This is a genomic window from Comamonas composti DSM 21721 (assembly GCF_000429845.1).
Lineage (GTDB): Bacteria > Pseudomonadota > Gammaproteobacteria > Burkholderiales > Burkholderiaceae_C > Comamonas > Comamonas composti.
Genome location: NZ_AUCQ01000040.1, coordinates 14,544 through 36,460, shown reverse-complemented (window position 1 = coordinate 36,460; position 21,917 = coordinate 14,544). Strand labels below are relative to the sequence as shown.

Here is a 21,917-nt window from a genome sequence, read left to right as displayed (position 1 = left end):
CTGCAGCGTTGCTGGGCAAACTTGCTGACGTAGCCTGCACCTCCTGCGTTGCGCTCAATCTCTCGGCTGATGGTGCTTGGACTGCGTCCCAGAGCTCTGGCTATCGCTCGGATGCTTTGCTTTTGCTGCAAACCCAACGCTATTGCATGGCGCTCTGTTTCGGTGAGTTGTTCGTAGGTTCTGGCTATCAAAGTGGCCTCAATTCTGAAGGGTGTTGCACTTCAGATTTGAGGCCGCCAAGCCTTGATCCGCTTTACCATTCAGTTCGGAGACCGTATCTCCGCCAACTGAAGTCCGACCCGTTTACACAAAAATTCGGACACGCCCCGGGCCGTCATCGCCGCCAGCGTCTGCCAGCCCGGGCTCGCTACGATCAGCCAGCCTTGACTTCCAGGTTATCGCTAACCGACACCACACCCTTGACTTCCTTGGCGATCTCCACTACGCGGATTTTGAGTGCTTCGCTGTCCACGGCACCACTCAGGGTTACAACGCCGGCCTCGGTCCTGACTTCGATCTTGAGGGCATCGGCAGGCGACTCCTTGAGCAGAGCAGCCTTGATGGAAGTCGTGATCGCCGTATCATCCAGGGCCTCTTCGGCCTTCCCCATGGCTTCGCTGGCCGAGGACTCAAGCTTGCCAGCCCCCTCCTCCATCTTGGCCTGCGCATTGTCCAGAGCCTCTTCCGCCTTTCTGCCTGCCTCCTCCATGGTTTTCTGGCTTTGCTCCAGACCAGCATCCAGCCTTTGTCCGGCCGTCTGCTCATCAGGCGACTTGTTGCAGGCAGCCAGCCCGAAGGCCAGAGCAGTGATGGCGATAATCTTGCAGTGGCGTTGCATCATCAAGCACATGTGATCTCTCCTGTTCGTTATTAATTTTCACAAGCACAGTCGACTCTAGTGCCAGCTTGCCGTCCTCTGCATGCGAAGCCTACTCAAGCGATCGTAGGACAAGCCCTGACAAGCTCTTGACAACGCTTTGTTGCACTTGCACTCACAATAGCGGATATGCAATTTCCCCTGGCACGCTGGTTCCCGTTTCTCTCCTGGCCCCGCCCCTCCCCCGAGCTGCTGCGTGGCGAATTCTGGGCCGGAATGACCGTAGGTCTCATGCTGTTGCCACAGGGAGTCGCCTATGCAGCTCTAGCAGGAATGCCGCTGATCACAGGCATTTATGCCTCGATTGTCCCGGCCCTGGTCGCTGTATTGTTCAGCGGCTCGCCACGCCTTGGCGTCGGCCCCACGGCGCTCAGCGCTCTTCTTATAGGAGCATCCCTGACTGGCATGGCCGAACCGGGCTCAGCCCAATGGGTAGGCCTCGCAGCCTGGATGGCAATCGCCTCGGGCCTGGTCCAATGGAGCCTGGGACTAGCGCGCGCAGGCTGGCTGCTGAATCTGGTGACCTCGCCCGTGCTCACAGGCTTTACTCAAGCAGCCGCCTTGCTGATACTGGCATCCCAACTCCCTACACTGCTGGGCCTGCATGCAAGCTGGAGCGCAGTCTGGAATACGCCCTCCCTAAAGCATTTCGACTTTCAGGCCATTGGCTATGGAGTCCTTGGCATAGGTCTGCTGGTTGCAGCAAGGCGCTGGCGAGCAGCCTTCCCCTCGGCCATCTTCATCATTGCTCTCACAGGTCTGATCAGCTGGGCCACGGGCTATGCCAATCGCGGTGGTGCCGTTGTCGGCCACCTGCCAGCAGGCCTGCCTCATTTTCAGTGGCCAGACATGTTGAGCTGGGATGAGTTCAGTGCGCTCATCATGCCCGTGCTGGTCCTGTCTCTGGTCAGCTTTCTCGAAACGGCCTCCAGCGCCCAAGCCGAACACCAGCAGGCCGGCACACGCTGGAACGAGAACCAGGACTTGATAGCCCAGGGCCTGGCCAAGATCAGTGCCGGACTGTTCGGCTGCTTTGCAACCAGTGCCTCTTTCTCGCGTTCTGCCGTGAACCTGCTCGCTGGTGCCAAGACTGGCTGGTCCAATCTGTTCTCCATTTTGCTGGTCCTCATCGTCGTGCTGTGGTTCATTCCTGCGCTCTATCACGTACCCCAGGCGGCTTTGGCGGCGATTGTGGTCACGGCTGTGGCCAATTTGGTCAAGCCCCGTCGGCTGCTGCAACTGTTCAAAGTCTCACGCATAGAAGCCAGTATTGCCCTGACAACCTTGCTACTGACCATTGCCACGGCCCCTCGCATGTACTGGGGCGTTCTTGCAGGAATCGTACTGAGCCTCTGTCACTTTCTTTACCAGCGCCTGCACCCGCGCATCATCGAGGTCGGGCTGCACCCTGACGGCAGCCTACGTGACCGGCAGCTATGGCAATTACCGCCTTTGGCTCCTGAGCTGCTGGCCTTTCGCATGGATGCCGAACTGGACTTTGCTTCGGCATCTGCACTTGAGCGCCATGTGGTGGACGTCTGGGGCCAACATCCCCAGACCCGACATTTATGCCTGCTGGCCCAGCCCATCAACCGCATAGACATCACCGGCGTGGAAGCCTTTGTGCGCCTGCACACACTGGCCGCGCAACGCCGCGGCCAGCTCCACGTGGTTGGGATGAAGCTGCCTGTGGAACAGCGCCTGCAGCGAGCAGGCGCCTTGGAGCCCAACCCTTATCTCAGGCTTTACCGCACAGACACCGAGTTTCTGAGCCATTTACCCACGGCACTGACAATGTCGGACCATCTGACCCTGGCTGACAAAGAAGATCCTCACGATCGAGCCCCTTGAGGTCCAGTCAGAAGAAACGGCAATCCAGCATCAAGAACCAGGTTACAAGCTCCTCACCGTCGTAGCAGCGGGCAAGGTCATAGACATGCTCTAGGGCAAGCCGATCCGATAAGTCCTGTCCCCAGACTGGCGAGTGCCGAGAAAAAAACTGCTATTCGGCCCTTTGCGGGATTCCTCCATGCTGGACAATATTCGGAATCCCGACACTGCAACCGATATGAGCTCCCAAGATGGACTCAGCTGAAAACCCTGTGATGACAGAATTACTGGCCTCACCAATCTTCATGCCAGGGTCCATGTCCCTTGGTATGGCTTTGCACAGCCAGGCCAAGGGACGCATCATTGCCGTGACGAGTGGCAAAGGTGGCGTGGGAAAGACTTTTATATCCGCCAACCTGGCCGCAGCCCTGGCCCGTCATGGGCTCAAGGTTCTTGTTCTGGATGCTGATCTGGGCTTGGCTAATCTGGACGTGGTCCTGAACCTCTATCCCAAGGTCACGCTGCACGATGTATTCATAGGCCGGGCTGCATTGGCCGATGCCATACTGCCCACGGCTGGCGGCTACTCGGTTCTGCTGGCCGGCTCAGGCATGATTGAATACTCGCGGCTCACGCCCGAAATTCGCCAACAGTTCACCCACACCATAGAAGCGCTGGCACCACATTACGATATCGTGCTGCTCGATACCGGTGCGGGGATTTCAGATGTGGTGCTGTTCTCCATCTCCATGGCCACCGAAGTTCTGATCGTGGCCACGCCCGAGCCAACCTCGCTCACTGATGCCTACGCAGCCATCAAAGTCCTGGCAACCCAGCAAAAACGCAGGCAGATCCGCTTCGTGATCAATCAAGCCCAGCGCCCTGGCGATGGACGCGCCATCACAGGCCAATTGCAGCAGGTTCTGAACCGCTTTGTGAGCACGGGTTCTGGCGACCCCCTCAAGCTCGTGCATCTAGGCGACATTCCGATGGATGGTGCGGTACGTGACGCCATCATGCGCCGCCAACTGCTGCTGACCACGCTTCCAGGTGCACCAGCTTCACTGGCCCTCGCTCAATTGGCCAATAAAATCCGGAATCTGCTGAGCGCCGGAGCCTGATCGCGTCCTCTCGGGGCCAGGCAGCCCTCTTTTCTCTGCCCTTGTTTCGCCCTCTCTAGCCGTGCCTCATATTCTCAACATTTCCTGCTACAAGTTCGTGTACTTGCCTGATGCGACCGCGCTGCGTGAATCCTTGTCCCAGCGCGCCGGCGTCCTGGCGCTTAAGGGGACCATCTTGCTGGCCGAAGAGGGCATCAATTTCTTTCTTGCAGGTCCTTCCCAGTCAGTTCACGAGTTTGTCCGGCAGCTTCGCACCGATGCGCGTTTTGCAGACTTGGCTCCCAAGGAAAGTTGGTCCGACACCGTGCCGTTTCGCAAGATGCTGGTCAAAGTCAAGCACGAGATCATCCGCATGGATCACCCGGCCATCCGCCCAGCCTCGGGCCGCGCGCCTGCAGTCAGCCCGGCCACTCTAAGGCGCTGGCTGAGCCAGGGCCATGATGACGACGGGCGTGAGGTCGTGACCCTCGATACACGTAACGGCTTTGAGGTCGATGCCGGGGCATTCGAGCAGGCCGTAGACTGGCGCATCACCAAGTTCACCGAATTTCCGCAAGCCCTCCGAAAGCACAAGGCGGATCTGGCGAACAAGACCGTGGTCAGCTATTGCACAGGCGGCATACGCTGCGAGAAAGCAGCCATCTTGATGCAAGACGAAGGTCTGGAAAACGTGTTCCAGCTCGAAGGCGGAATTCTCAAGTATTTCGAGGAGACGGATGGCGCCTTCTACAAGGGGGGCTGCTTCGTGTTCGATGAGCGCCGGGTGCTGGACTCTGGCCTAGCCACCGAAGACCAGGCCAGGAAGACGGAGTAATTAATTGCGCGTTGTGTATGACAGGCGGACCTCATATGACGTTTGACACCCTGAATCACCCCATCGCGCAATACACTGGTTCAGCGCCAAGATGATCGTAAATGTGCTTTTGAAATTTAAAGTCGCCCATGGCGGATGCAGTTCCGGGATGACCTTGCCCCTGAAAAGTGTAGTGCTTAGCTTTGTTGAAAATCACGTCAATGGAGCAAGAAATGGCATACAAGCAAGTGCGTGCGCAATACACGCGAGAGTTCAAACAGGAGGCCGTGCGGCAGGTGCATAGCGGTCAGTCAATGGCGGCGGTGGCCAAGGTACTGGGCATCCCCAAGGCCAGTTTGGGCAATTGGGTGCGCTTGGAGGGGCGGGGGCAACTGGGCGGTTGTGTTGGAGATGACAAGGAGCCCCGGGTCACGGCAGAGCAGATGGAGATCAGCCGGCTGCGCGCTGAAAATGCACGCCTTCGTATGGAGTGTGAAATCACAAAAAAAGCGGCGGCGTACTTCGCGCAGGACACGCTGCGAGGTACGCCAGGATTGAGCAAATGAAGCGCCGTTACCCCGTGCGCCTGTCATGCGAGTTGCTGGAGGTCAGCGTCAGCGGGTACTGCAGCTGGCAACGCCGGCGTGGTGTTGCGGACACAGGCAAAGGTGCGCACTGTAGTGAGCAAGCCCTGCTGGTGCACATCCGTGCAATCCACGCCGAGGTGAAAGGCGAATATGGCTGGCCCCGCATGCACAAGGAACTATTGGCACGGGGCATTTGTGCGGGCAAGGAGCGAGTACGCACGCTGATGCAGCGGCACGGCATCAAGGCCAAGACCAAGCGCAAATTTGTGGTGACCACGGACAGCAAACATGGCTTGCCTGTGGCACCTGATCTGGTGCAGCGGCGGTTTACGCCTGCTGCCCCGAATCAGGTGTGGTGCAGCGATATCACCTACATATACACCGCTGAGGGTTGGCTGTACCTGGCAGCGGTCCTCGACCTGTTCAGCCGTCAGGTGGTGGGCTGGAGCCTGCAGCCCCACATGCAAACCAGCCTGGTCAAAGGTGCGCTGACCATGGCCCGGTGGCGACGCAGACCTGCACCTGGATTGATCTTCCACAGTGATAGAGGCAGCCAGTATTGCAGTCATGAATTCCAGAGGGCTCTGCACAAGTGGGAGATGCGCTCATCCATGAGCCGCAAGGGCAACTGCTGGGATAACTCGCCCACAGAAAGCTTGTGGGGCCGACTGAAAACGGCCTGTGTGCATGGGCAGAAGTTTGCGACCCGAGAGCAGGCCAGGAAGGCGGTGATGGACTGGATGGTCTTCTACAATCACCGCAGGCTGCATTCGGCGCTGGCTATCTCAGTCCTATGCAGTACGAGCAACGCTGGTACGAGGCACAGCGTAAAAAGGCCGCGTAGATCATGGGCTAAGAGCTACACAAAACAGGGGCAAGATCAATTTCAGAAGCATGATCATTAAACGCACCTTGAATCTCAGATACAAAAGCATCTGAAATTCATATATAGCAAGCGCTAGCAGCTATTTTTTCAGGAGCTGCTCCACGGCCTGGGCCGTGGCTGCGGCCGCGCCCTGGTGTTCAAGCAGAAAGCTGCGGCCATGGGCTCTGGCCTGCTCCAGCCTGTGCGGCGCGGCCACGCATTCCAGCGCCAGCGCCAGCGCCTCGCGCATATTCGCCACGCGCAGGGCGGCGCCCGCCTCACAAGCCTGGTCCGAGGCTTCGCTGAAATTGAAGGTGTGCGGCCCCAGCAGCACGGGGCAGCCGCAGGCCAGGGCCTCGATCAGGTTCTGCCCGCCCAGGGGCTCGAAGCTGCCGCCCATCAGTGCCAGATCGGCCAGGCCGTAGTACAGATTCATCTCGCCCAGCGAGTCACCGAGCCAGACCGTGTCATCGACCAGGCCCGGGGACGGCCCATCCGCCCACTGGCTGCGCCGGCTCACGCCCAGACCAGCAGCCGCCAGCAGCGCGGCGATCTCGTCAAAGCGCTGGGGATGGCGCGGCACGATCAGCCATTGCACCTGCGCGGCTGCCGCCCCCAGGGCCTGCAGCTCCGAGATCCACTGCGCCTCTTCGCCCTCGCGGCTGCTGGCCAGCATGACCACGGGCCTGGGCAAGGCGCTTTTCCAGCGCGCGGCCAGGGCCAGCTGGACTGCATCGGGCCGGGCGTCGAACTTGAGATTGCCGAGCACCGCCGGCACACGCGCCCCGAGCATGCGCAAGCGCCGGGCATCGTCTTCGCTCTGGGCCCAGACAGCGCTCAAGGCTTCGAAGCTGGGCCTGGCCAGGGCCGCAATGCGCAGTGAGCTGGCCAGGGACTTCTCGCTCAAACGCGCATTCACCAGCGCCAGCGGCACGCCCTCCTGCCGGCTGATGCCCACCAGGTTGGGCCAGACTTCGGTCTCCATGAGCAAGCCCATCGCAGGCCGGAACTGGCGGATGAAGCGGCGCACGGCGGCCGCGCTGTCCCAGGGCTGCCAGACCTGCAGATCGCCCGCGCGCAGCAGGCGCTGCCCTTCGGCACGGCCCGTGGCCGTGCCATTGGTGAGCAGCAGGCGCATGCCCGGCAGGCGCTCGCGCAGCGCGGCCAGCAGAATGGCGGCCGCACGCGTCTCCCCCAGGGAGACCGCATGCACCCAGATCCATTGACCGCGTCCCTCGCGCCCCAGGTCGGCAGGCTCGTAGCGGCCGAAGCGCTCTTTCTTGTGCTGACCGTAGGCGGGCTCAGCCCGGGCACGCCGCGCGAGCTTGCGCAGCAGCAGCGGTTGGGCCGCCCAGGTGGCGGCGTCATAGGCCGCGCGCGTCAGAGTGGTCTTCAGTGTCTGGCTCATCACGGTTCCCGGGAAGACAATGCCCCAGGCCTTTGAAGTGGCTCAGTGAGCGGCGGCGCCAAAGCACGCGTCGGGCTTGACGCGCGCCAGCAGCGCGCGCATCTGTTCTTCTATGCGTTGCAGGGCCTGGGGCGTCTGGCCCTCGAAGCGCAGCACCAGCACCGGCGTGGTGTTGCTGGCGCGGATCAGGCCGAAGCCATCGGGCCAGTCCACGCGCAGGCCGTCGATGGTGCTGATCTCGGCGGGCGCGGAAAACGTCTGAGGCGCGAGTTGCTGCAACTCGGCCGCGAGGCGGTGGGGCTCGCCCTCCTCGCAGGCCACGTTGATCTCGGGCGTGGAGTGGCTGGTGGGCAAGGCATTGAGCAAGGCACTGGGGTCGGCCTCGCGGCTCACGATCTCCAGCAGGCGGCAGCCCGCATAAGTGCCGTCGTCAAAACCGTACCAGCGCTCCTTGAAGAAGATATGCCCGCTCATCTCGCCGCCCAGGGGCGAGTCCAGCTCCTTCATGCGCGCCTTGACCAGGGAGTGGCCAGTCTTGTACATCACGGGCTGGCCGCCGGCCTGCGCAATCGCGGGCGCCAGGCGCTGGGTGCATTTCACGTCGAACACGATGGCGCCGCCGGGCACGCGTGCCAGCACATCGCGCGCGAACAGCATCATCTGGCGGTCGGGGAAGATGTTCTGCCCGTCCTTGGTGACGATGCCCAGGCGGTCGCCATCACCGTCGAAGGCCAGGCCCAGCTCGGCATCGGTGTCGCGCAGCGCCTGCATTACATCGCGCAGGTTTTCGGGCTTGCTGGGGTCGGGGTGGTGATTGGGGAAGGTACCGTCAACCTCGGAGAACAGTTCGATGACCTCGCAGCCCAAAGCGCGGAAGATGCCGGGAGCCGAAGCCCCGGCCACGCCATTGCCGCAGTCCACGACGATCTTCATCGGACGCGCAAGCCGGATATCGCCCACGATGCGCGCCTGATAGTCGGGCAGCACATCGGCCTCGCGGCGCCGGCCCTGGCCCGTGATCACCCAGTCGCCCTGCTCCATGCGCCGGCGCAGCGCCTGGATTTCCTCGCCATAGATGGCGCGCCCGGCCAACACCATCTTGAAGCCGTTGTAGTCCTTGGGGTTGTGGCTGCCCGTGACCTGGATGCCGCTGCTGCACAGCGTGGCGGCGGCGTAATACAGCATGGGTGTGGTGCACAGACCGATGTCGATGACCTCCAGCCCCACATCGACCAGGCCCTGGATCAGCGCGGCCGCAAGACCGGGCCCGGACAGGCGCCCATCGCGCCCCACGGCCACCACCTGCTCGCCTGCGGCCAGGGCGGCCATGCCAAAGGCACGTCCGAGGCACAGCGCAACCTCTTCATCGAGCGTGGACGGCACGATGCCGCGGATATCGTAGGCTTTGAAAATGGAGGGCGCGAGCTGCACTTGAAAACCGCTTTCTCTTGGATCGTGAAAACAATGCGCCGCAAGCTGCGTCAACACAGCTGCGGCCGCACAGGGCGCTCATTGTAGGCGGGCATCATGCCTTGCCCGGGGCAAGCCCGGATCCTTTGGCCCTCGAAGCCGGGGGTATCAGAGCGTATTCAAGATCTCAGAGCCGGGCCTGGATCTGGGCCAGCACGGCCGGATCCTCCATAGTGCTCAGATCGCCGGGGTCGCGCCCTTCGGCCACGGCCTGCATGGCCCGGCGCAGCAGCTTGCCGCTGCGCGTCTTGGGCAGGGCCGAGACAAAGATCACGCGGGACGGCCTGGCCACGGCGCCCAGGCGCGCATCCACGAGCTTCATCACATCGGCCTCCAGCGCCTTGCGGGCTTGCTCGCCCTCCAGTGCATCGCGCGTCACTGCAAACGCCAGGGCTGCCTGGCCCTTGAGCGCATCGGCCACGCCGACCACAGCCACCTCGGCCACGCGCGCATGCGCGCAAATGCATTCCTCGATCTCGCGCGTGCCCAGGCGGTGGCCCGCGACGTTGATCACATCGTCGGTGCGTCCGAGGATGAAGTAATAGCCGTCCTCATCGCGCACGCCCCAGTCGAAAGTGCTGTAGATCATGCGGCCGGGAATGCTCTTCCAGTAGGTGTTCACAAAGCGCTGGTCGTCGCGCCACACGGTCTGCATGCAGCCCGGGGGCAAGGGACCGTCAATGGCCAGCACGCCCTTTTGGCCTGCGCCCGTGAGCTCCTCGCCCGTGGACTCGTCTATCAGCTTGACGTTGTAGCCATAAACCGCCTTGCCCGGGCTGCCGAAGCGCGTGGCCTGGGGCTGGACGCCATTGCACAGCGTCATGATCGGCCAGCCGGTCTCGGTCTGCCAGTAGTTGTCGATGATGGGCTTGTTGATGGCCTTGCTGATCCACTGGGCCGTGGGCTCGTCCAGCGGCTCGCCGGCCAGCCATAAGGCCTTGAGGCTGCTGAGGTCGTGGCGGCTCAGGTAGTCGGCATCGTGCTTCTTGAGCACACGTATGGCCGTGGGCGCCGAGAACATGTGGGTGACCTTGTACTTCTCCACGATGGACCACCAGATGCCTGCATCGGGCCGCACCGGCAGGCCTTCGTAGAGCACCGTGGCCATGCCCGCAATCAGCGGCGCATAGATGATGTAGCTATGCCCCACGACCCAGCCTATGTCGCTGGTGCAGAAAAAGGTCTGGCCGGGCTCGCCACCGAAGATCAGGGGCATGCTCGCAGCCAGGGCCACGGTATAGCCGCCCGTGTCGCGCTGCACGCCCTTGGGCTTGCCCGTGGTGCCGCTGGTATAGAGCGTATAGCTGGGGTCGGTGGCTTCCACCCAGGTGCAGGCCACCTGGGCATCCAGGAATGCGGCGCGGCGCTCGGCCCAGCCATGATCGCGGCCCTGCTGCATCTCCATCGGGGCCAGGCCCCGGTCCACCATGAGCACGGCGGCAGGCCTGTGCTTGCAAAGCCGCAGGGCTTCGTCCAGCAAAGGCTTGTAGGCCACGACACGGCCGCCGCGCGAGCCCGCATCGGCGCTGACGATGAGCTTGGGCTCGGCATCATCGATGCGCGAGGCCAGCGAGCCCGAGGCAAAGCCGCCAAAGACCACGGAATGGATGGCGCCCAGGCGCACGCAGGCCAGCATCGCGAACACGGCCTCGGCAATCATGGGCATGTAGATCTGCACGCGATCGCCCTTCTCCACCCCCAGCGACTGCATGACGGCCGCCATGCGCTGTACCTCGGCATGCAGCTCACGGTAGCTATAGACTTTTTCGCTATTGGTCTCCGTGGAGATCGCAATCAGCGCGTTCTGCTCGCCGTGCTCGGCCAGATGCCTGTCCAGCGCGTTGTGGCACAGATTGGTCTGCCCGCCCACGAACCAGCGCGCAAACGGCGGATTGCTGTAGTCGCAGATCTGCCGAGGCGGCACATGCCAATCGATGCGGCCAGCCTGCTCGGCCCAGAAAGCATCGCGCTCCTCGATGGAGCGGCAATGAAAGTCGTTAAAGCTCGGGGGCATTCTTGTCTCCTGTCGTCTTGTTGAGCACCATTTTTAATTCTTAATTATTCATGTGCCGCTTGCCACAAGCTGACAACGGTGACCGAGCCTGGAAAAAACAAAGGCTCAGCCTCGCTCCGAGCCAAGCCTGGGCATGCGCGCAGGCCCAGAGCCGGGGGAGGTTTTCAACAAGGCCTGATCGGAAGACTGCGCTCACTCCCTCTCAAAAACGGCCATGCTCTCCACATGCGCGGTATGCGGAAACATATTGACCACGCCGGCGGCGACACAGCGGTAACCAGCCTGGTGCACCAGCAAGCCGGCATCACGCGCCAGCGTGGATGGGTTGCAGCTCACATAGACGATGCGCCTGGGAAATTTCCAGCTCTCCTGCCCTTCGGGCAGCGGCGCCAGCAGATCAGGCTGCTCTTCGGTGGCCACGCCTGTCTGTCTGGCACCGATGCGAATCTGATGGATATCCGCCAGAGCCTTGGACAGCGCAAAAGCGCCTTCTCGCGGCGGATCGACCAGCCATTTGTCTGCATTGCCATCGGCCATGAGGATCGCAGGCGTCATGTTGAACAGATTGCGGCCTACAAAGCGGGTGGGCGCCAGTTCATCGCCCTCTGCACGGCTGGCATTGTTGGCCGCGAGGTTCTCGTGGGAGCGCTGCACCAGGGCATCAGAGCCTTCTATGCCCAGCACCTCGCGCGCCATGGTCGCCAGAGGCAGGGTGAAGTTGCCCAGGCCGCAGAACCAGTCGATCACGCGCTCGTCTTTCTGCGCATCCAGCAGGCGCAGTGCCCGCGTGACCAGGACGCGATTGATGTGCGGATTGACCTGCGTGAAGTCCGTGGGTTTGAAAGGCATGGTGATGCCGAAGTCCGGCAGGCCATAGGCGAGCTGCTCGCCCCCCTCCTCCATCAGGTGCACCGTATCCGGCCCCTTGGGCTGCAGCCACCATTGCACGCCGTGCTCGGCTGCAAAGTCCTGCAGACGGCGCTTGTCCGCATCGCTCAACGGCTCCAGGTGGCGCAGCACCAGGGCCGTGACTGCATCGCCACAGGCGACCTCGATCTGCGGACAGGTCTCGCGGGCATCGAGCGAGCCGATGAGCTCGCGCATGGGCAGCAGCATGGCATCCACATGGGGCGGGAGCACCTTGCAGGTCTCCATGTCGGCGATGTAGCGGCTCTTGCGCTCGTGAAAACCCACAAGCACCTTGCCTTTTTTGAGCACATAGCGCACCGACAGACGTGCACGGAAACGGTAGCCCCAGTTCGGCCCTTCTATGGGCCGCAGAAGATTGCCGGCCTTGACCTTGCCCAGATGCCAGAGGTTGTCCTCCAGCACGCGCTGCTTGATGGCCACCTGGGCCGCCACATGCAGATGCTGCATCTTGCAGCCACCGCAGGCACCCGCATGCAGGCCGAAATGCGGGCAGGCCGGGCGCACGCGCTGGGAGGATTCGCTGTGGATGGCCGTGAGACTGGCCGTTTCCCAGTTGTTCTTCTTGCGCAGCGTGGTCGCACTGACCAGCTCGCCGGGCAGCGCACCGTCGATGAAGACCACCTTGCCATCATCTTTGCGGGCCACGCCCTGAGCGTCCATGTCCATGGACAGAATGCGCAGCCAGCCCTCGGGCAGGGCCGCATCTTGCCCGCTCACGCCCTCGTCAAGAGGCAGTGCAGGCGAAATCTTGTTGTCTTCAGCTTCACTCATGGTGGGGCCGATTGTCTCAGGCCCACCGCCGCTGCCGAAAAAGCCGGGCTAAAAAACCGGGTCAGCTATCGCTTTTTTGTTTGAAAGCCCCCTGGCGCTCGGCACGTGCCTTGGCCAGATGCGCGCGCTCGGCCAGCAGATCGACCTCGGTCGCGCAGTTGAACTCATCCAGCGTGAACACCAGCCTGGAGCCGGGGAACAACCGATCCACGGTCTGGTGCAGCGGCAGGCTCAGATCCACAGGCGAGCGGTTGGAGCGGTAGATCAGCTCCTGATCCTGGGCATAGACATAGAAGCAGGCCGCCGATGCGGTCTGGGCAAGCATGGCTGCGGTCCCCAGGGCCGCCAGGCGCAGAGCTCGCGACAGAGCGTACTTTGCAATCATGAATGGACTCTCCCCAAAATGCGCTGCCCCGGTGTTACGGCACACATGCAGCATCACGGTATTGTTTGGCCGCCATTATGTCTGAGAGCGTGTTCACGATCTCTACACTGGCGCGCCGCGAGGAGATCGTGAACACGCTCTGAGCAACCCATGCCGCCCGGGCCCGCAATCCCCCTGGCGGCGGAGTCGCTGCGTTTCGCGGGGATAATTCGCCCCCATCCATGATCAGCCTTCGCAACATCACCCTGCGCCGCGGCACGCGCGTGCTGCTGGACAGCACCAGCATTTCCATCAACCCCGGCGAAAAAGTCGGCCTGGTCGGCCGCAACGGCGCCGGCAAGTCCAGCCTGTTTGCCTTGCTCAATGGCAGTCTCACCGAAGACGGCGGGGAATTTTTCATACCCAGCCAATGGCGGCTGGGCCAAGTGGCCCAGAACATGCCCGAGACCGACGAATCGGCCACGGCCTTTGTGCTGGGCGGAGATACGCGCCTGGCCGAATTGCAGACCCGGCTGGCCGCAGCCGAAGCCGCCGGCGACGGCATGGCCATCGGCCAGGCCCATGCCGACCTGGCCGATGCCGGTGCCCATGACGCCCAGGCCCGCGCCCAGGCCCTGATTCTGGGCCTGGGCTTTCAGGTCGGCGAGCTCGAACGCTCCGTGAACAGCTTTTCCGGCGGCTGGCGCATGCGCCTGCAGCTCGCACGCGCGCTGATGTGCCCCTCCGACCTGCTGCTGCTCGACGAGCCCACCAACCACCTGGACCTGGACGCCCTGGTCTGGCTTGAGGCCTGGCTCAAGCGCTATCCGGGCACGCTGCTGATCATCAGCCATGACCGCGAATTCCTCGACACCATCACCAATGTCACGCTGCACATAGAAAACGCCCAGCTCACACGCTACGGCGGCAACTACAGCAAGTTCGAGGAATTGCGCGCCCAGCAGATCGTGCTGCAGCAGGCGGCTTTCGAACGCCAGCAGGACAAGATCGCCCATCTGCAGAAGTTCATCGACCGCTTCAAGGCAAAGGCCACCAAGGCCAAGCAGGCGCAAAGCCGGGTCAAGCAGATCGAGCGCATGGAGAAGATCGCGCCCATGCTGGCCAGCGCCGAGTTCACCTTCGAGTTCAAGGAGCCTGCGAGCCTGCCCAACCCCATGCTGGCCATTACCGACGCAAGCTTTGGCTATGTGAGCGAGCAAGGCCAGCCGAGCATCATCCTGCGCGGCGTGAATCGCTCCGTGCTCGCAGGCCAACGCATCGGTATCCTGGGCGCCAACGGCCAGGGCAAGTCCACCCTGGTCAAGACCATTGCCCGCGAAATGCAGGCCCTGGGCGGCAAGGTCACCGAAGGCAAGGGCCTGAACATAGGCTACTTCGCTCAGCAGGAGCTCGACGTGCTGCGCCCTCTAGAGTCCCCGCTGGAGCACATGATCCGCCTGGCCCGCGACACGGGCGCCGACGCCAGCCAGGCGCGCGAGCAGGACTTGCGCAGCTATCTGGGCAGCTTCAACTTCTCGGGCGACATGGTCAAGCAGGCCGTGGGCAGCATGAGCGGCGGCGAAAAAGCCCGCCTGGTGCTGGCCATGATCGTCTGGCAACGTCCCAACCTGCTGCTGCTGGACGAGCCCACCAACCACCTGGATCTGGCCACGCGCGAAGCCCTGGCCATGGCGCTCAACGACTTTGACGGCACGGTGATGCTGGTCAGCCACGACCGCGCGCTGCTGCGCTCGGTCTGCGAGGATTTCTGGCTCGTGGGCCGTGGCCAGGTCGGGCCCTTCGACGGCGATCTCGACGACTACCAGCGCTATCTGCTCGAAGAGTCGCGCCGCCTGCGCGAACAGGCCAAACTCGCCGATCAGGCCACGGCTTCGCCCCAAGCCGTGGAGCCCAGCGCCGGCGCTGCATCAAGCGCCGCAGCCGCCACCAGCACCGACCCGCGCGAGGCCCGCCGCCTGGCCGCGCTCGCACGCCAGCAGCTGGCGGAAAAAACCAAACCCTTCAAGAAGGAGCTGGAGCAGATCGACAAACGCCTGCCCCAGCTCCAGGCCGAGCGCGGCCAGCTCGAAGAGCAGTTGAGCCAGCCACTGGCCGCAGCAGAAATCGCCGAAGCCGGCAAACGCCTCAAGGCCTGCAACGACGAGATCGAGGCGCTCGAAGAGCGCTGGCTGGAACTCGGCGAGCAGATGGAGCAGCTCGCGGCAAGCGAAGGCAATTGAATGTAACAAACGCTTGAGACATCAAACAATCAGCGCCCATCCCTTTCACACAAAGGGATGGGCGCTACTGCTTTTGCAGCATCCCCGGGCTGTGACTGGATGAAAATCCGGCATCTGCTTGCACTTGCTTGCGACTTACTGACGGCCCGGAGTCAACCCTGATCGCCTGCCTCGCGTTGAACAGGCAAAGGAGTGACCCGTTCATGAAGCAAGCTTTTTTGATTCCAGCCCTGGCCCGCGCAGAACAAAGGCTCTGGCCCACGGACGACAGGGATCGCAAACGCCACCCCAGGAAGCTCCAGGCGTGACTGTGTAAAAGAACAGTAAAAATTTTAAAAAAGCTGTCAACCACCTGAATCCCTCACGCGTTGAACAGGCATACAGGAGAGCTTCATCATGCAAACCACATACATCATGTCCATCTGGCCCGAAGACGAACGCGATCGCAAGCGCTAAGCCGCTCCCCGCGACTAGGCATCATCGCCTACAAAAGATGGACAAAGGCCGGTACACAATGTACTGGCCGGTTTCAAAAGAAGCTGTGCCAGGCCTGCCTGCAGGACCTGCACAGAACTTCAGCAAGACCCGCCCACAGCCCCCGCTGCCAGGTCTTTGCACTTATCGCACTCTCAGCCCGAAAACAGTTCCAGAGCAAACTGGACTCAGCTTGATCCATCAAGCTGCTACATAAAAAATAGCTGCTACCGCTTGTTCTGCTTGGCTTTCAGCATTGTTTTGCATTGAAGCCAAACAGTACCAAGCGCTAGCAGCTATTTTATTGAGAGCTCTCGATCCAGCGCCGCTTCAAGCCAGTCGCAGAAACAGCTGTACGGCCAGCCCCGTTGCGGCCTGGAGTTCGCCCGGCTCGCCCACCCCATCCCGCATGCCCTGCTCTTGCAGCCAGGCATGGCGCGGCTGCAATCTGAGCAGACCCTGGCAGGACTCGGCGATGCGCTGGACTATGGGCAGGCCCAGGCCCGAGCCATGACCCTGGGGGCTTTTGCGCCAGAAGCGCCGCATGGCGGCTTCGCACTCCTCGGCGCTCAGGCCAGGCCCCTGGTCGAGCACCGTAAGGCACAGAAAACCGGCTTCGGGTCCCTGCGCCTGCCCGGGCAGATGATGCACATGGCACAGCCCCAGATGCACGGCCCCGGGCGCATGGCGCAAGGCGTTCTCCAGCAGGTTGCGCCAGGCCGATACCAGCAGCGGCTCGGGCAGGTCCAGTCTCCAGACTGCAAGCAGGACCGGGTCGGGCCTGAGCCCCGGCAGCCACTGCAGCCTTTGCTGGCTCAGATCGGCAGCATCCTCGGCGAGCTGCCAGGCCTTTTGCAGGGCCTGGGCGACATTTGCGGGCTCGCCTGCGTGCAACGGCGCTGCCTGTCCCTGGATCTGCTCCAGCCTGGCCAGCATGAGCAATTGCTCCAGCGTATGGCGCAAATGCTCGACCCCCTCGTCCGCCTGGCTCAGCGCCTGGCGCGCCATCTGCCAGGATTCGCCCTGGCTGGCGGCCGGCCCCTGCCCCATGGCCAAGGCCATTTGCGCGACCTGCACATGGGTCTTGACGGCCGTGAGCGGGGTGCGCAGTTCATGGGCGGCATCGGCGCTCCAGCGGCGCTCGCGCTCCAGCGCAGCGCGCACGCGGTACAGCAAATGGTTCAGCGATTGCACCAGGGGTGCCAGCTCGCGCGTCTGCACACCCTGGGTCACGGGCGAGTCATCGCCAGGCGGGCGTCGCGCCAGCTCCAGGCGCAAGGCGTCCAGCGGCTTGAGCCCGCGCGTCACACCCCACCACAGCAACACCAGGCTGGCCAGCAAGGCCAGCGCGAACGGAAAAATGCTGCTGTAGGCAAAACCACGGATCAGGCCTTCGCGCACGTCGATGCGGTCGGCCGTGGCAATGCGCACACCGTGCTCTTCGAGCACATAGGTGCGCCAGGACTTGCCGCCCTTGACCATGGTGGAAAAGCCCAGCGGCAGGGTTTGCGGAAACACCGGGCTGGGCCCGGTCTTGGCCAGCACCTGGGGCAAGGCCGATTCGGGCCGCAGCGGCTGCACCTCGCTGCGCACCAGGCTGACTTCGCAGGCCACGCCATCGCGCGCAATCACGTTGAGCGTGCTGCCCCAGTCCTGGGGGCTCTCCTTGCCCGGGCTGAACTGGTGAACAATGCCGGCCACCATGCGCGCCGAGGCGATCAGCCTCTCGTCCAGCACATTGCGCAGCTCTCTTTGCATGTCGGCAAACATCCAGGTCGCCACGCCGCCCCAGAGCGTGCACAGCGCCAGACACAGCCAGACCAGCAGGCGAACGCGCAGGCTGTGCATCAGGCACAACGCCCCAGGCGATAGCCTTCGCCGCGCACGGTCTCGACCAGATCCTGGCCCAGCTTGCGCCGCACGTGGTGTACGTGGACGTTGACCGCATTGCTTTCCACGTCCTGGCTGTAGCCGTAAAGGCTGTCGCGCAGCTGCTCGGTGCTCAGAATCCGCCCCGGCGACTGCAGCAAGGCACGCAGCAGCGCCCATTCGCGGCGCGACAGTTCCACGGCCTCACCATCGCGCAGCGCACGACCGGCGGCGGGGTTGATGCGCACGTCGCCGAGCTCCAGCCAGTCCACGCTGCGGCCCGCAGCCCGGCGCAGCAGCGCATGCAGGCGTGCGGCCAGCTCGTGCAGATCGAACGGTTTGACCAGATAGTCATCAGCCCCGGTCTGCAGGCCCTCGATGCGCTGCTCCACCGCATCTCTTGCGGTCAGCACCAGCACCGGCAACTGCAGGCCGCGTGCGCGCCAGCGCGCCAGCAATTGCAGGCCGTCCTCGTCGGGCAGGCCCAGATCGAGCACACAGGCATCGAAATGCGAGGACTGAATCGCCGCCTCGGCCTGGGCCGCCGAGGCCACGGTATCCACACTCAGGCCTTGAAGCCTGAGGCCGGTCTGCACACCACTGGCAACCAGGGCGTTGTCTTCCACTAACAGCACATGCATGGGTTTTCGCGCAGGTGATGCGGGCCCTGGCTGGCACGCCATACCTGTCTTGTGATTTCCAGAGCTCTACCAAAGCGCGCAAGCATCGCAGATTTGCCCATAGGGCGCTTTAACCTCGGGTTAATTCCCAGGCGCGACCATGCATGCCTTGTTTGATTTTTTGCCTCGTCTTGTCCAGAGTCCACCAACTTCCTCTTCACCCAGGCCTGCCGCTGCTGCCCCTGCTTTTGTGGGCCGGCCAGGCAAGCGCCAGCCCGCCCCCGTCCAGCGGGCTCAGCGAGCTGGGCCGCTGGCTGCATCTGCCCCCCAGCCTGAACCTCGGGCCCCTGGCCCTGCCCTCGGGCGTGGTGCTGGCCATGCTCGCCTGGCTGCTGGCCAGCTGGCTGGCCGCACGCAGCCAAAAGCGCAGCGGCCTGGCCGTGGAAAGCCTGCTCTGGCAGGCCGCGTTCGCAGGCCTGCTAGGCGCGCGCCTGGCCTATGTGCTGCAGTGGTGGAGCGAATATGCGGCCGACGGCACAGGCCCGCTCGTACTGCGCCTGGTGGACATTCGCGATGGCGGCTTCAACCTCTGGGCCGGTCTCGTGGCCGGCACCGCATGGGCTTTGTGGCTCAGTAAGACACAAGCCGGACTTCGCCGTGCCATCGCCCTGCCCATAGGCCTGGCCATGGGCATTCTGGCCCTGGGCCAGGCACTGCAGGCCTTGCCCGCTGCACATGCGCCGGGCCTGCCCGAATTCAAGCTGGTCAATGCCAGCGCCCAGCCGATTTCCCTGAGCGAGCTTCAGCAATCCAAGGGCCAGCCCATGGTCATCAACCTCTGGGCCAGCTGGTGTCCGCCCTGCAGGCGCGAGATGCCGGTGCTGGCCCAGGCGCAGAAAGAACACCCGGGCATCCGCTTCATCTGGATCAACCAGGGCGAGCAAGCCGGCACCGTGCTGCGCTATCTGGGGCAGCAGCCCTTGCCACCCGACCAGGTCCTGTTCGACCCGGAGCACCAGGCCTCGGCCCACTGGCGCCAGCGCGGCCTGCCTTCGACCTATTTCTACGACGCTCAGGGCCAGCTGCGCGGCACACGCATGGGCGAGCTGTCGCGCGCCAGCCTGGCCGAGCATTTGCAGGCCCTGCAAACCCCTTGAGTTTCGACTTCAGACCTCTATGCATCTTTACCCTCTTTCCCTCAAGGCCTTGAGCGCGGGCCTGCTGGCCGCCAGCTTCATGGCAACCGCCAGCGCCAATGACCTGCCCTCGCAGGAATTTCTGGCCCAGCAAGGGCTGACCGTGGTCGGCCCTCTGCCGGCAGTCGGTGGACTCAAGGCCTGGGCCGCCTACCGCGACCAGCAGCCCGTACCCATCTACCTCATGCCCGATGGCAAGCACTGGGTGCTGGGCACGGTGATCGACGCCCAGGGCCGCGACGTCAACGGCCAGGCTTTGCAGAGCGCCGTGCAAAAGCCCATGGGCGAGCAGCTCTGGGCCGATGTGCAGCGCAGCCAGTACGTGCCCGACGGCAAGCCCAATGCGCCGCGCACGGTCTATGTGTTCACCGACCCCAACTGCCCTTATTGCAACCAGCTGTGGCTCGAGGCCAGGCCCTGGGTGGAGTCGGGCCAGGTGCAGCTGCGCCATATCCTGGTCGGCATTCTGCGCCCCAGCAGCGAAGGCAAGGCCGCAGCCATTCTGTCGGCGCGCTCGCCCGAGCAGGCCCTGGCCAGCCATGCGCGTGCCCATGCGGCGGCCGGACGCGGCCCGGCCGCCGAAAACGCCGGCATTGCGGCCCAGACCAAGATTTCCGCAGCCATGCGCCAGACGCTGGCGAATCACGCCGCCATGATGAGCCACTGGGGCCTGCGCGCCACGCCAGCCATGATCTGGAAGGACGACAAGGGCCTGGTCCAGATCCGCACCGGCATGCCGCCCGGTGTGCTCGAGGAAGTCATGGGGAAAAAGTAAGCCTCTGAACGAACGCAAGGAAGCGGCCCTTGTTTGCCGCTCCTCGCCTCTGGCCTTCTGGCCGCGCCAGCTCTTCATCTTTCAGCCATGAAGCTGCTGCGCGGCCTTTCGCAACTGCCCAGTAGGGCAGGACATGCCGACTCTCGAAACACTGCCATGACCTCAACCGACACCGCCGCCCTGGCCTGGGCACAGATTTTTCCAGCCCCGGCTGCGGACAAGCCGCTGCGCATCGTGCTCCACGCCCCGACCCCTGGGGCGCTGGCCCGCGCCCGCAGCAACCTGGGCAATCTGCGCCAGGACCTGCCCGACGCCCAGCTTCTCGTCATCGTCAACGGCCCCGGCGTGGAAGCGCTGCTCGACGCCCAGCCCGGCACGCCCCAGGACTTTGATGCCCCGACCCTGGCCTACACCGGCATCTGCCCCAATACCCTCAAAAAGCTCGGGCGCAGCGCCGAACCCGGCATGCAGGTTCTGCCCCAGGGCGGCATCGAATCCCTGGCCCGGCTCCAGGCACAAGGCTGGAGCTACATACGCTGCTAGAGCACAAATAACCAAGTGTTTATATAAGTGTTAACCATGTCTTAATCTGAAAAGCCAAAACTGGGCGCAGCCTCTGGATCCTGTCCAGGAGCTTGCGCCAACGGGGAATGGCTGCGGCTTTCAAGGCAGTTGCCAGGCCAAAAGCCCAACCTTCCCTGGACTTGATCAAGATCAAGCCCCACGCCACCTGAAATTCATACATTAGAACTTATATAAAGAATTGATTCTTTATATATTTAAGTTCTATGCAACCGTCTTTGCCTGCGGTTGCGCACGATGAAGGACAGGCCATGCCAAGACCTCCCCAAGCCCGCAGCGGCTGCAGCTGCCAGAGTCCAGACAACACCAGTTCCCCAAGCTGCGGCCCGACGCCGCCCCCGGCCTCCAGCGGCAAGCGCGGCTTTCTGCAGGATTTGCTGGCCGCAGCCATGGCAGCCGTGGCCTTGCCGGCCACGGCTGCGGGCATCAATCCCCCGGGGTTTCAGCCCCCGCGCCGCGCCGGCGAAGAAGGCAAGCGCTACGGCATGCTCGTGGACCTGCGCCGCTGCATCGGCTGCCAGGCCTGCACCGTGAGCTGCTCGCTGGAAAACCTGCCACCCATAGGCCAGTTCCGCACCACGGTGCTGCAGTACGAGATCGACAAGCCCGACGGCAGCGCGCCCGCCATGGTCAGTCTTCCCCGGCTCTGCAACCATTGCGATGAGCCGCCCTGCGTGCCCGTGTGCCCGGTGCAGGCCACGTTCCAGCGCACCGACGGCATCGTGCTCGTGGACAACGAGCGCTGCGTGGGCTGCGGCTACTGCGTACAGGCCTGCCCTTACGACGCGCGCTTCATCAACCACGAGACCCAGACCGCCGACAAGTGCACCTTCTGCGAGCACCGTCTGGAAGTCGGCCTGCTGCCGGCCTGCGTGGAAAGCTGTGTGGGCGGCGCGCGCGTGATCGGCGATCTCAACGACGCGGGCAGCGAGATCAACCAGCGCATTGCCGCGCACAAGAAAGAGATCAAGGTGCTCAAGCCCGACATGAAGACCCAGCCCCATGTGTTCTACATCGGCCTGCCCGACGAGTTCGTCAACGGCGTGGACGGCCAGGCCACGGTGCGTCTCGTGGCCGAGCACTGAGTGCCCCCGACTGGAACACGCAAGTTTTTGCGCCATGTGCGCCATG

The 21,917-nt window shown here is 63.3% G+C and carries 17 protein-coding genes and 1 pseudogene; 9 read left to right on the top strand and 9 right to left on the bottom strand.

Annotated elements, in window-relative coordinates:
* A partial coding sequence (locus tag G486_RS23690) for a helix-turn-helix domain-containing protein (protein ID WP_407059802.1) occupies window positions 1-188 on the bottom strand: 188 nt, incomplete at its 3' end.
* Window positions 189-373: 185 nt separating this feature from the next.
* Entirely contained in the window at window positions 374-850 is a 477-nt protein-coding gene (locus G486_RS0116160) for a BON domain-containing protein (RefSeq protein WP_027016472.1), read from the bottom strand.
* A 156-nt stretch (window positions 851-1,006) separates the two neighbouring features.
* Here G486_RS0116160 and G486_RS0116155 point away from each other — a divergent pair, with 156 nt between their 5' ends.
* From G486_RS0116155 to G486_RS22570, 4 genes and pseudogenes are all read left to right on the top strand, one after another.
* Complete coding sequence (locus G486_RS0116155) at window positions 1,007-2,728, top strand: SulP family inorganic anion transporter (RefSeq protein ID WP_027016471.1); 1,722 nt, start codon at window positions 1,007-1,009, stop codon at window positions 2,726-2,728.
* A 296-nt stretch (window positions 2,729-3,024) separates the two neighbouring features.
* Window positions 3,025-3,828, top strand: coding sequence for a MinD/ParA family protein (locus G486_RS0116150; RefSeq protein ID WP_407059801.1), 804 nt, complete (start codon window positions 3,025-3,027; stop codon window positions 3,826-3,828).
* A 61-nt stretch (window positions 3,829-3,889) separates the two neighbouring features.
* The gene (locus G486_RS0116145; RefSeq protein ID WP_027016469.1) at window positions 3,890-4,642 is read left to right on the top strand and encodes a sulfurtransferase; all 753 of its coding nucleotides are present in this window, start codon (window positions 3,890-3,892) and stop codon (window positions 4,640-4,642) included.
* Window positions 4,643-4,854: 212 nt separating this feature from the next.
* Window positions 4,855-6,052 (top strand): annotated as a pseudogene (locus tag G486_RS22570) (IS3 family transposase).
* 121 nt (window positions 6,053-6,173) lie between these two features.
* Here G486_RS22570 and G486_RS0116130 read toward each other — a convergent pair.
* The 5 genes from G486_RS0116130 to G486_RS0116110 all read right to left on the bottom strand — a co-directional run bounded on the left by G486_RS0116130 (window position 6,174) and on the right by G486_RS0116110 (window position 13,051).
* Complete coding sequence (locus G486_RS0116130) at window positions 6,174-7,481, bottom strand: 3-deoxy-D-manno-octulosonic acid transferase (RefSeq protein WP_027016467.1); 1,308 nt, start codon at window positions 7,479-7,481, stop codon at window positions 6,174-6,176.
* 42 nt (window positions 7,482-7,523) lie between these two features.
* A complete protein-coding gene (locus G486_RS0116125; RefSeq protein WP_027016466.1) occupies window positions 7,524-8,912 on the bottom strand; it encodes a phosphomannomutase/phosphoglucomutase in 1,389 nt (462 codons plus the stop codon).
* A 166-nt stretch (window positions 8,913-9,078) separates the two neighbouring features.
* The gene (locus tag G486_RS0116120) at window positions 9,079-10,965 is read right to left on the bottom strand and encodes a propionate--CoA ligase (RefSeq protein WP_027016465.1); all 1,887 of its coding nucleotides are present in this window, start codon (window positions 10,963-10,965) and stop codon (window positions 9,079-9,081) included.
* 192 nt (window positions 10,966-11,157) lie between these two features.
* Window positions 11,158-12,666, bottom strand: a complete 1,509-nt coding sequence (gene rlmD, locus G486_RS0116115; RefSeq protein WP_027016464.1) for a 23S rRNA (uracil(1939)-C(5))-methyltransferase RlmD — start codon at window positions 12,664-12,666, stop codon at window positions 11,158-11,160.
* A gap of 61 nt (window positions 12,667-12,727) precedes the next feature.
* Window positions 12,728-13,051 carry a hypothetical protein gene (locus tag G486_RS0116110; RefSeq protein WP_034388066.1) on the bottom strand — a complete coding sequence of 108 codons (324 nt, stop codon included), beginning with the start codon at window positions 13,049-13,051 and terminating at the stop codon, window positions 12,728-12,730.
* Window positions 13,052-13,272: 221 nt separating this feature from the next.
* On the opposite strand from G486_RS0116110, the gene G486_RS0116105 reads away from it, so the two are divergent.
* Window positions 13,273-15,270: an ABC-F family ATP-binding cassette domain-containing protein gene (locus G486_RS0116105; protein WP_027016462.1), complete on the top strand. Its 1,998-nt coding sequence runs from the start codon at window positions 13,273-13,275 to the stop codon at window positions 15,268-15,270.
* 804 nt (window positions 15,271-16,074) lie between these two features.
* Here the strand turns inward: G486_RS0116105 and G486_RS0116095 are convergent.
* Window positions 16,075-17,595, bottom strand: coding sequence for an ATP-binding protein (locus G486_RS0116095; protein ID WP_027016460.1), 1,521 nt, complete (start codon window positions 17,593-17,595; stop codon window positions 16,075-16,077).
* Window positions 17,592-18,254 (bottom strand): response regulator, encoded by a 663-nt coding sequence (locus tag G486_RS0116090; RefSeq protein WP_027016459.1) that lies wholly within the window; start codon window positions 18,252-18,254, stop codon window positions 17,592-17,594. The genes G486_RS0116095 and G486_RS0116090 overlap by 4 nt, the downstream gene beginning before the upstream one ends.
* A 170-nt stretch (window positions 18,255-18,424) precedes the next feature.
* Here G486_RS0116090 and G486_RS0116085 point away from each other — a divergent pair, with 170 nt between their 5' ends.
* The 4 genes from G486_RS0116085 (at window position 18,425) to dsrO (ending at window position 21,871) form a co-directional block, all read left to right on the top strand.
* The gene (locus G486_RS0116085) at window positions 18,425-19,390 is read left to right on the top strand and encodes a TlpA family protein disulfide reductase (RefSeq protein WP_245587346.1); all 966 of its coding nucleotides are present in this window, start codon (window positions 18,425-18,427) and stop codon (window positions 19,388-19,390) included.
* Window positions 19,391-19,409: 19 nt separating this feature from the next.
* On the top strand, window positions 19,410-20,204 hold the full coding sequence (gene dsbG, locus G486_RS0116080) for a thiol:disulfide interchange protein DsbG (protein ID WP_027016457.1): 795 nt from the start codon (window positions 19,410-19,412) through the stop codon (window positions 20,202-20,204).
* A gap of 156 nt (window positions 20,205-20,360) precedes the next feature.
* On the top strand, window positions 20,361-20,747 hold the full coding sequence (locus tag G486_RS0116075) for a DsrE family protein (protein WP_027016456.1): 387 nt from the start codon (window positions 20,361-20,363) through the stop codon (window positions 20,745-20,747).
* A 290-nt stretch (window positions 20,748-21,037) separates the two neighbouring features.
* Complete coding sequence (gene dsrO, locus G486_RS0116065; RefSeq protein WP_027016454.1) at window positions 21,038-21,871, top strand: sulfate reduction electron transfer complex DsrMKJOP subunit DsrO; 834 nt, start codon at window positions 21,038-21,040, stop codon at window positions 21,869-21,871.
* Window positions 21,872-21,917 lie beyond the last annotated feature (46 nt).

Bases quoted from the DNA above. Each gene is read 5' to 3' on its own strand.
- G486_RS0116160 (WP_027016472.1), bottom strand. From the start codon at position 850: ATGTGCTTGATGATGCAACGCCACTGCAAGATTATCGCCATCACTGCT.
- G486_RS0116150 (WP_407059801.1), top strand. From the start codon at position 3,025: ATGTCCCTTGGTATGGCTTTGCACAGCCAGGCCAAGGGACGCATCATT.
- G486_RS0116130 (WP_027016467.1), bottom strand. From the start codon at position 7,481: ATGAGCCAGACACTGAAGACCACTCTGACGCGCGCGGCCTATGACGCC.
- G486_RS0116110 (WP_034388066.1), bottom strand. From the start codon at position 13,051: ATGATTGCAAAGTACGCTCTGTCGCGAGCTCTGCGCCTGGCGGCCCTG.
- rlmD (WP_027016464.1), bottom strand. From the start codon at position 12,666: ATGAGTGAAGCTGAAGACAACAAGATTTCGCCTGCACTGCCTCTTGAC.
- G486_RS0116105 (WP_027016462.1), top strand. From the start codon at position 13,273: ATGATCAGCCTTCGCAACATCACCCTGCGCCGCGGCACGCGCGTGCTG.
- G486_RS0116090 (WP_027016459.1), bottom strand. From the start codon at position 18,254: ATGCATGTGCTGTTAGTGGAAGACAACGCCCTGGTTGCCAGTGGTGTG.
- G486_RS0116075 (WP_027016456.1), top strand. From the start codon at position 20,361: ATGACCTCAACCGACACCGCCGCCCTGGCCTGGGCACAGATTTTTCCA.
- dsbG (WP_027016457.1), top strand. From the start codon at position 19,410: ATGCATCTTTACCCTCTTTCCCTCAAGGCCTTGAGCGCGGGCCTGCTG.
- dsrO (WP_027016454.1), top strand. From the start codon at position 21,038: ATGCCAAGACCTCCCCAAGCCCGCAGCGGCTGCAGCTGCCAGAGTCCA.
- G486_RS0116120 (WP_027016465.1), bottom strand. From the start codon at position 10,965: ATGCCCCCGAGCTTTAACGACTTTCATTGCCGCTCCATCGAGGAGCGC.
- G486_RS0116155 (WP_027016471.1), top strand. From the start codon at position 1,007: ATGCAATTTCCCCTGGCACGCTGGTTCCCGTTTCTCTCCTGGCCCCGC.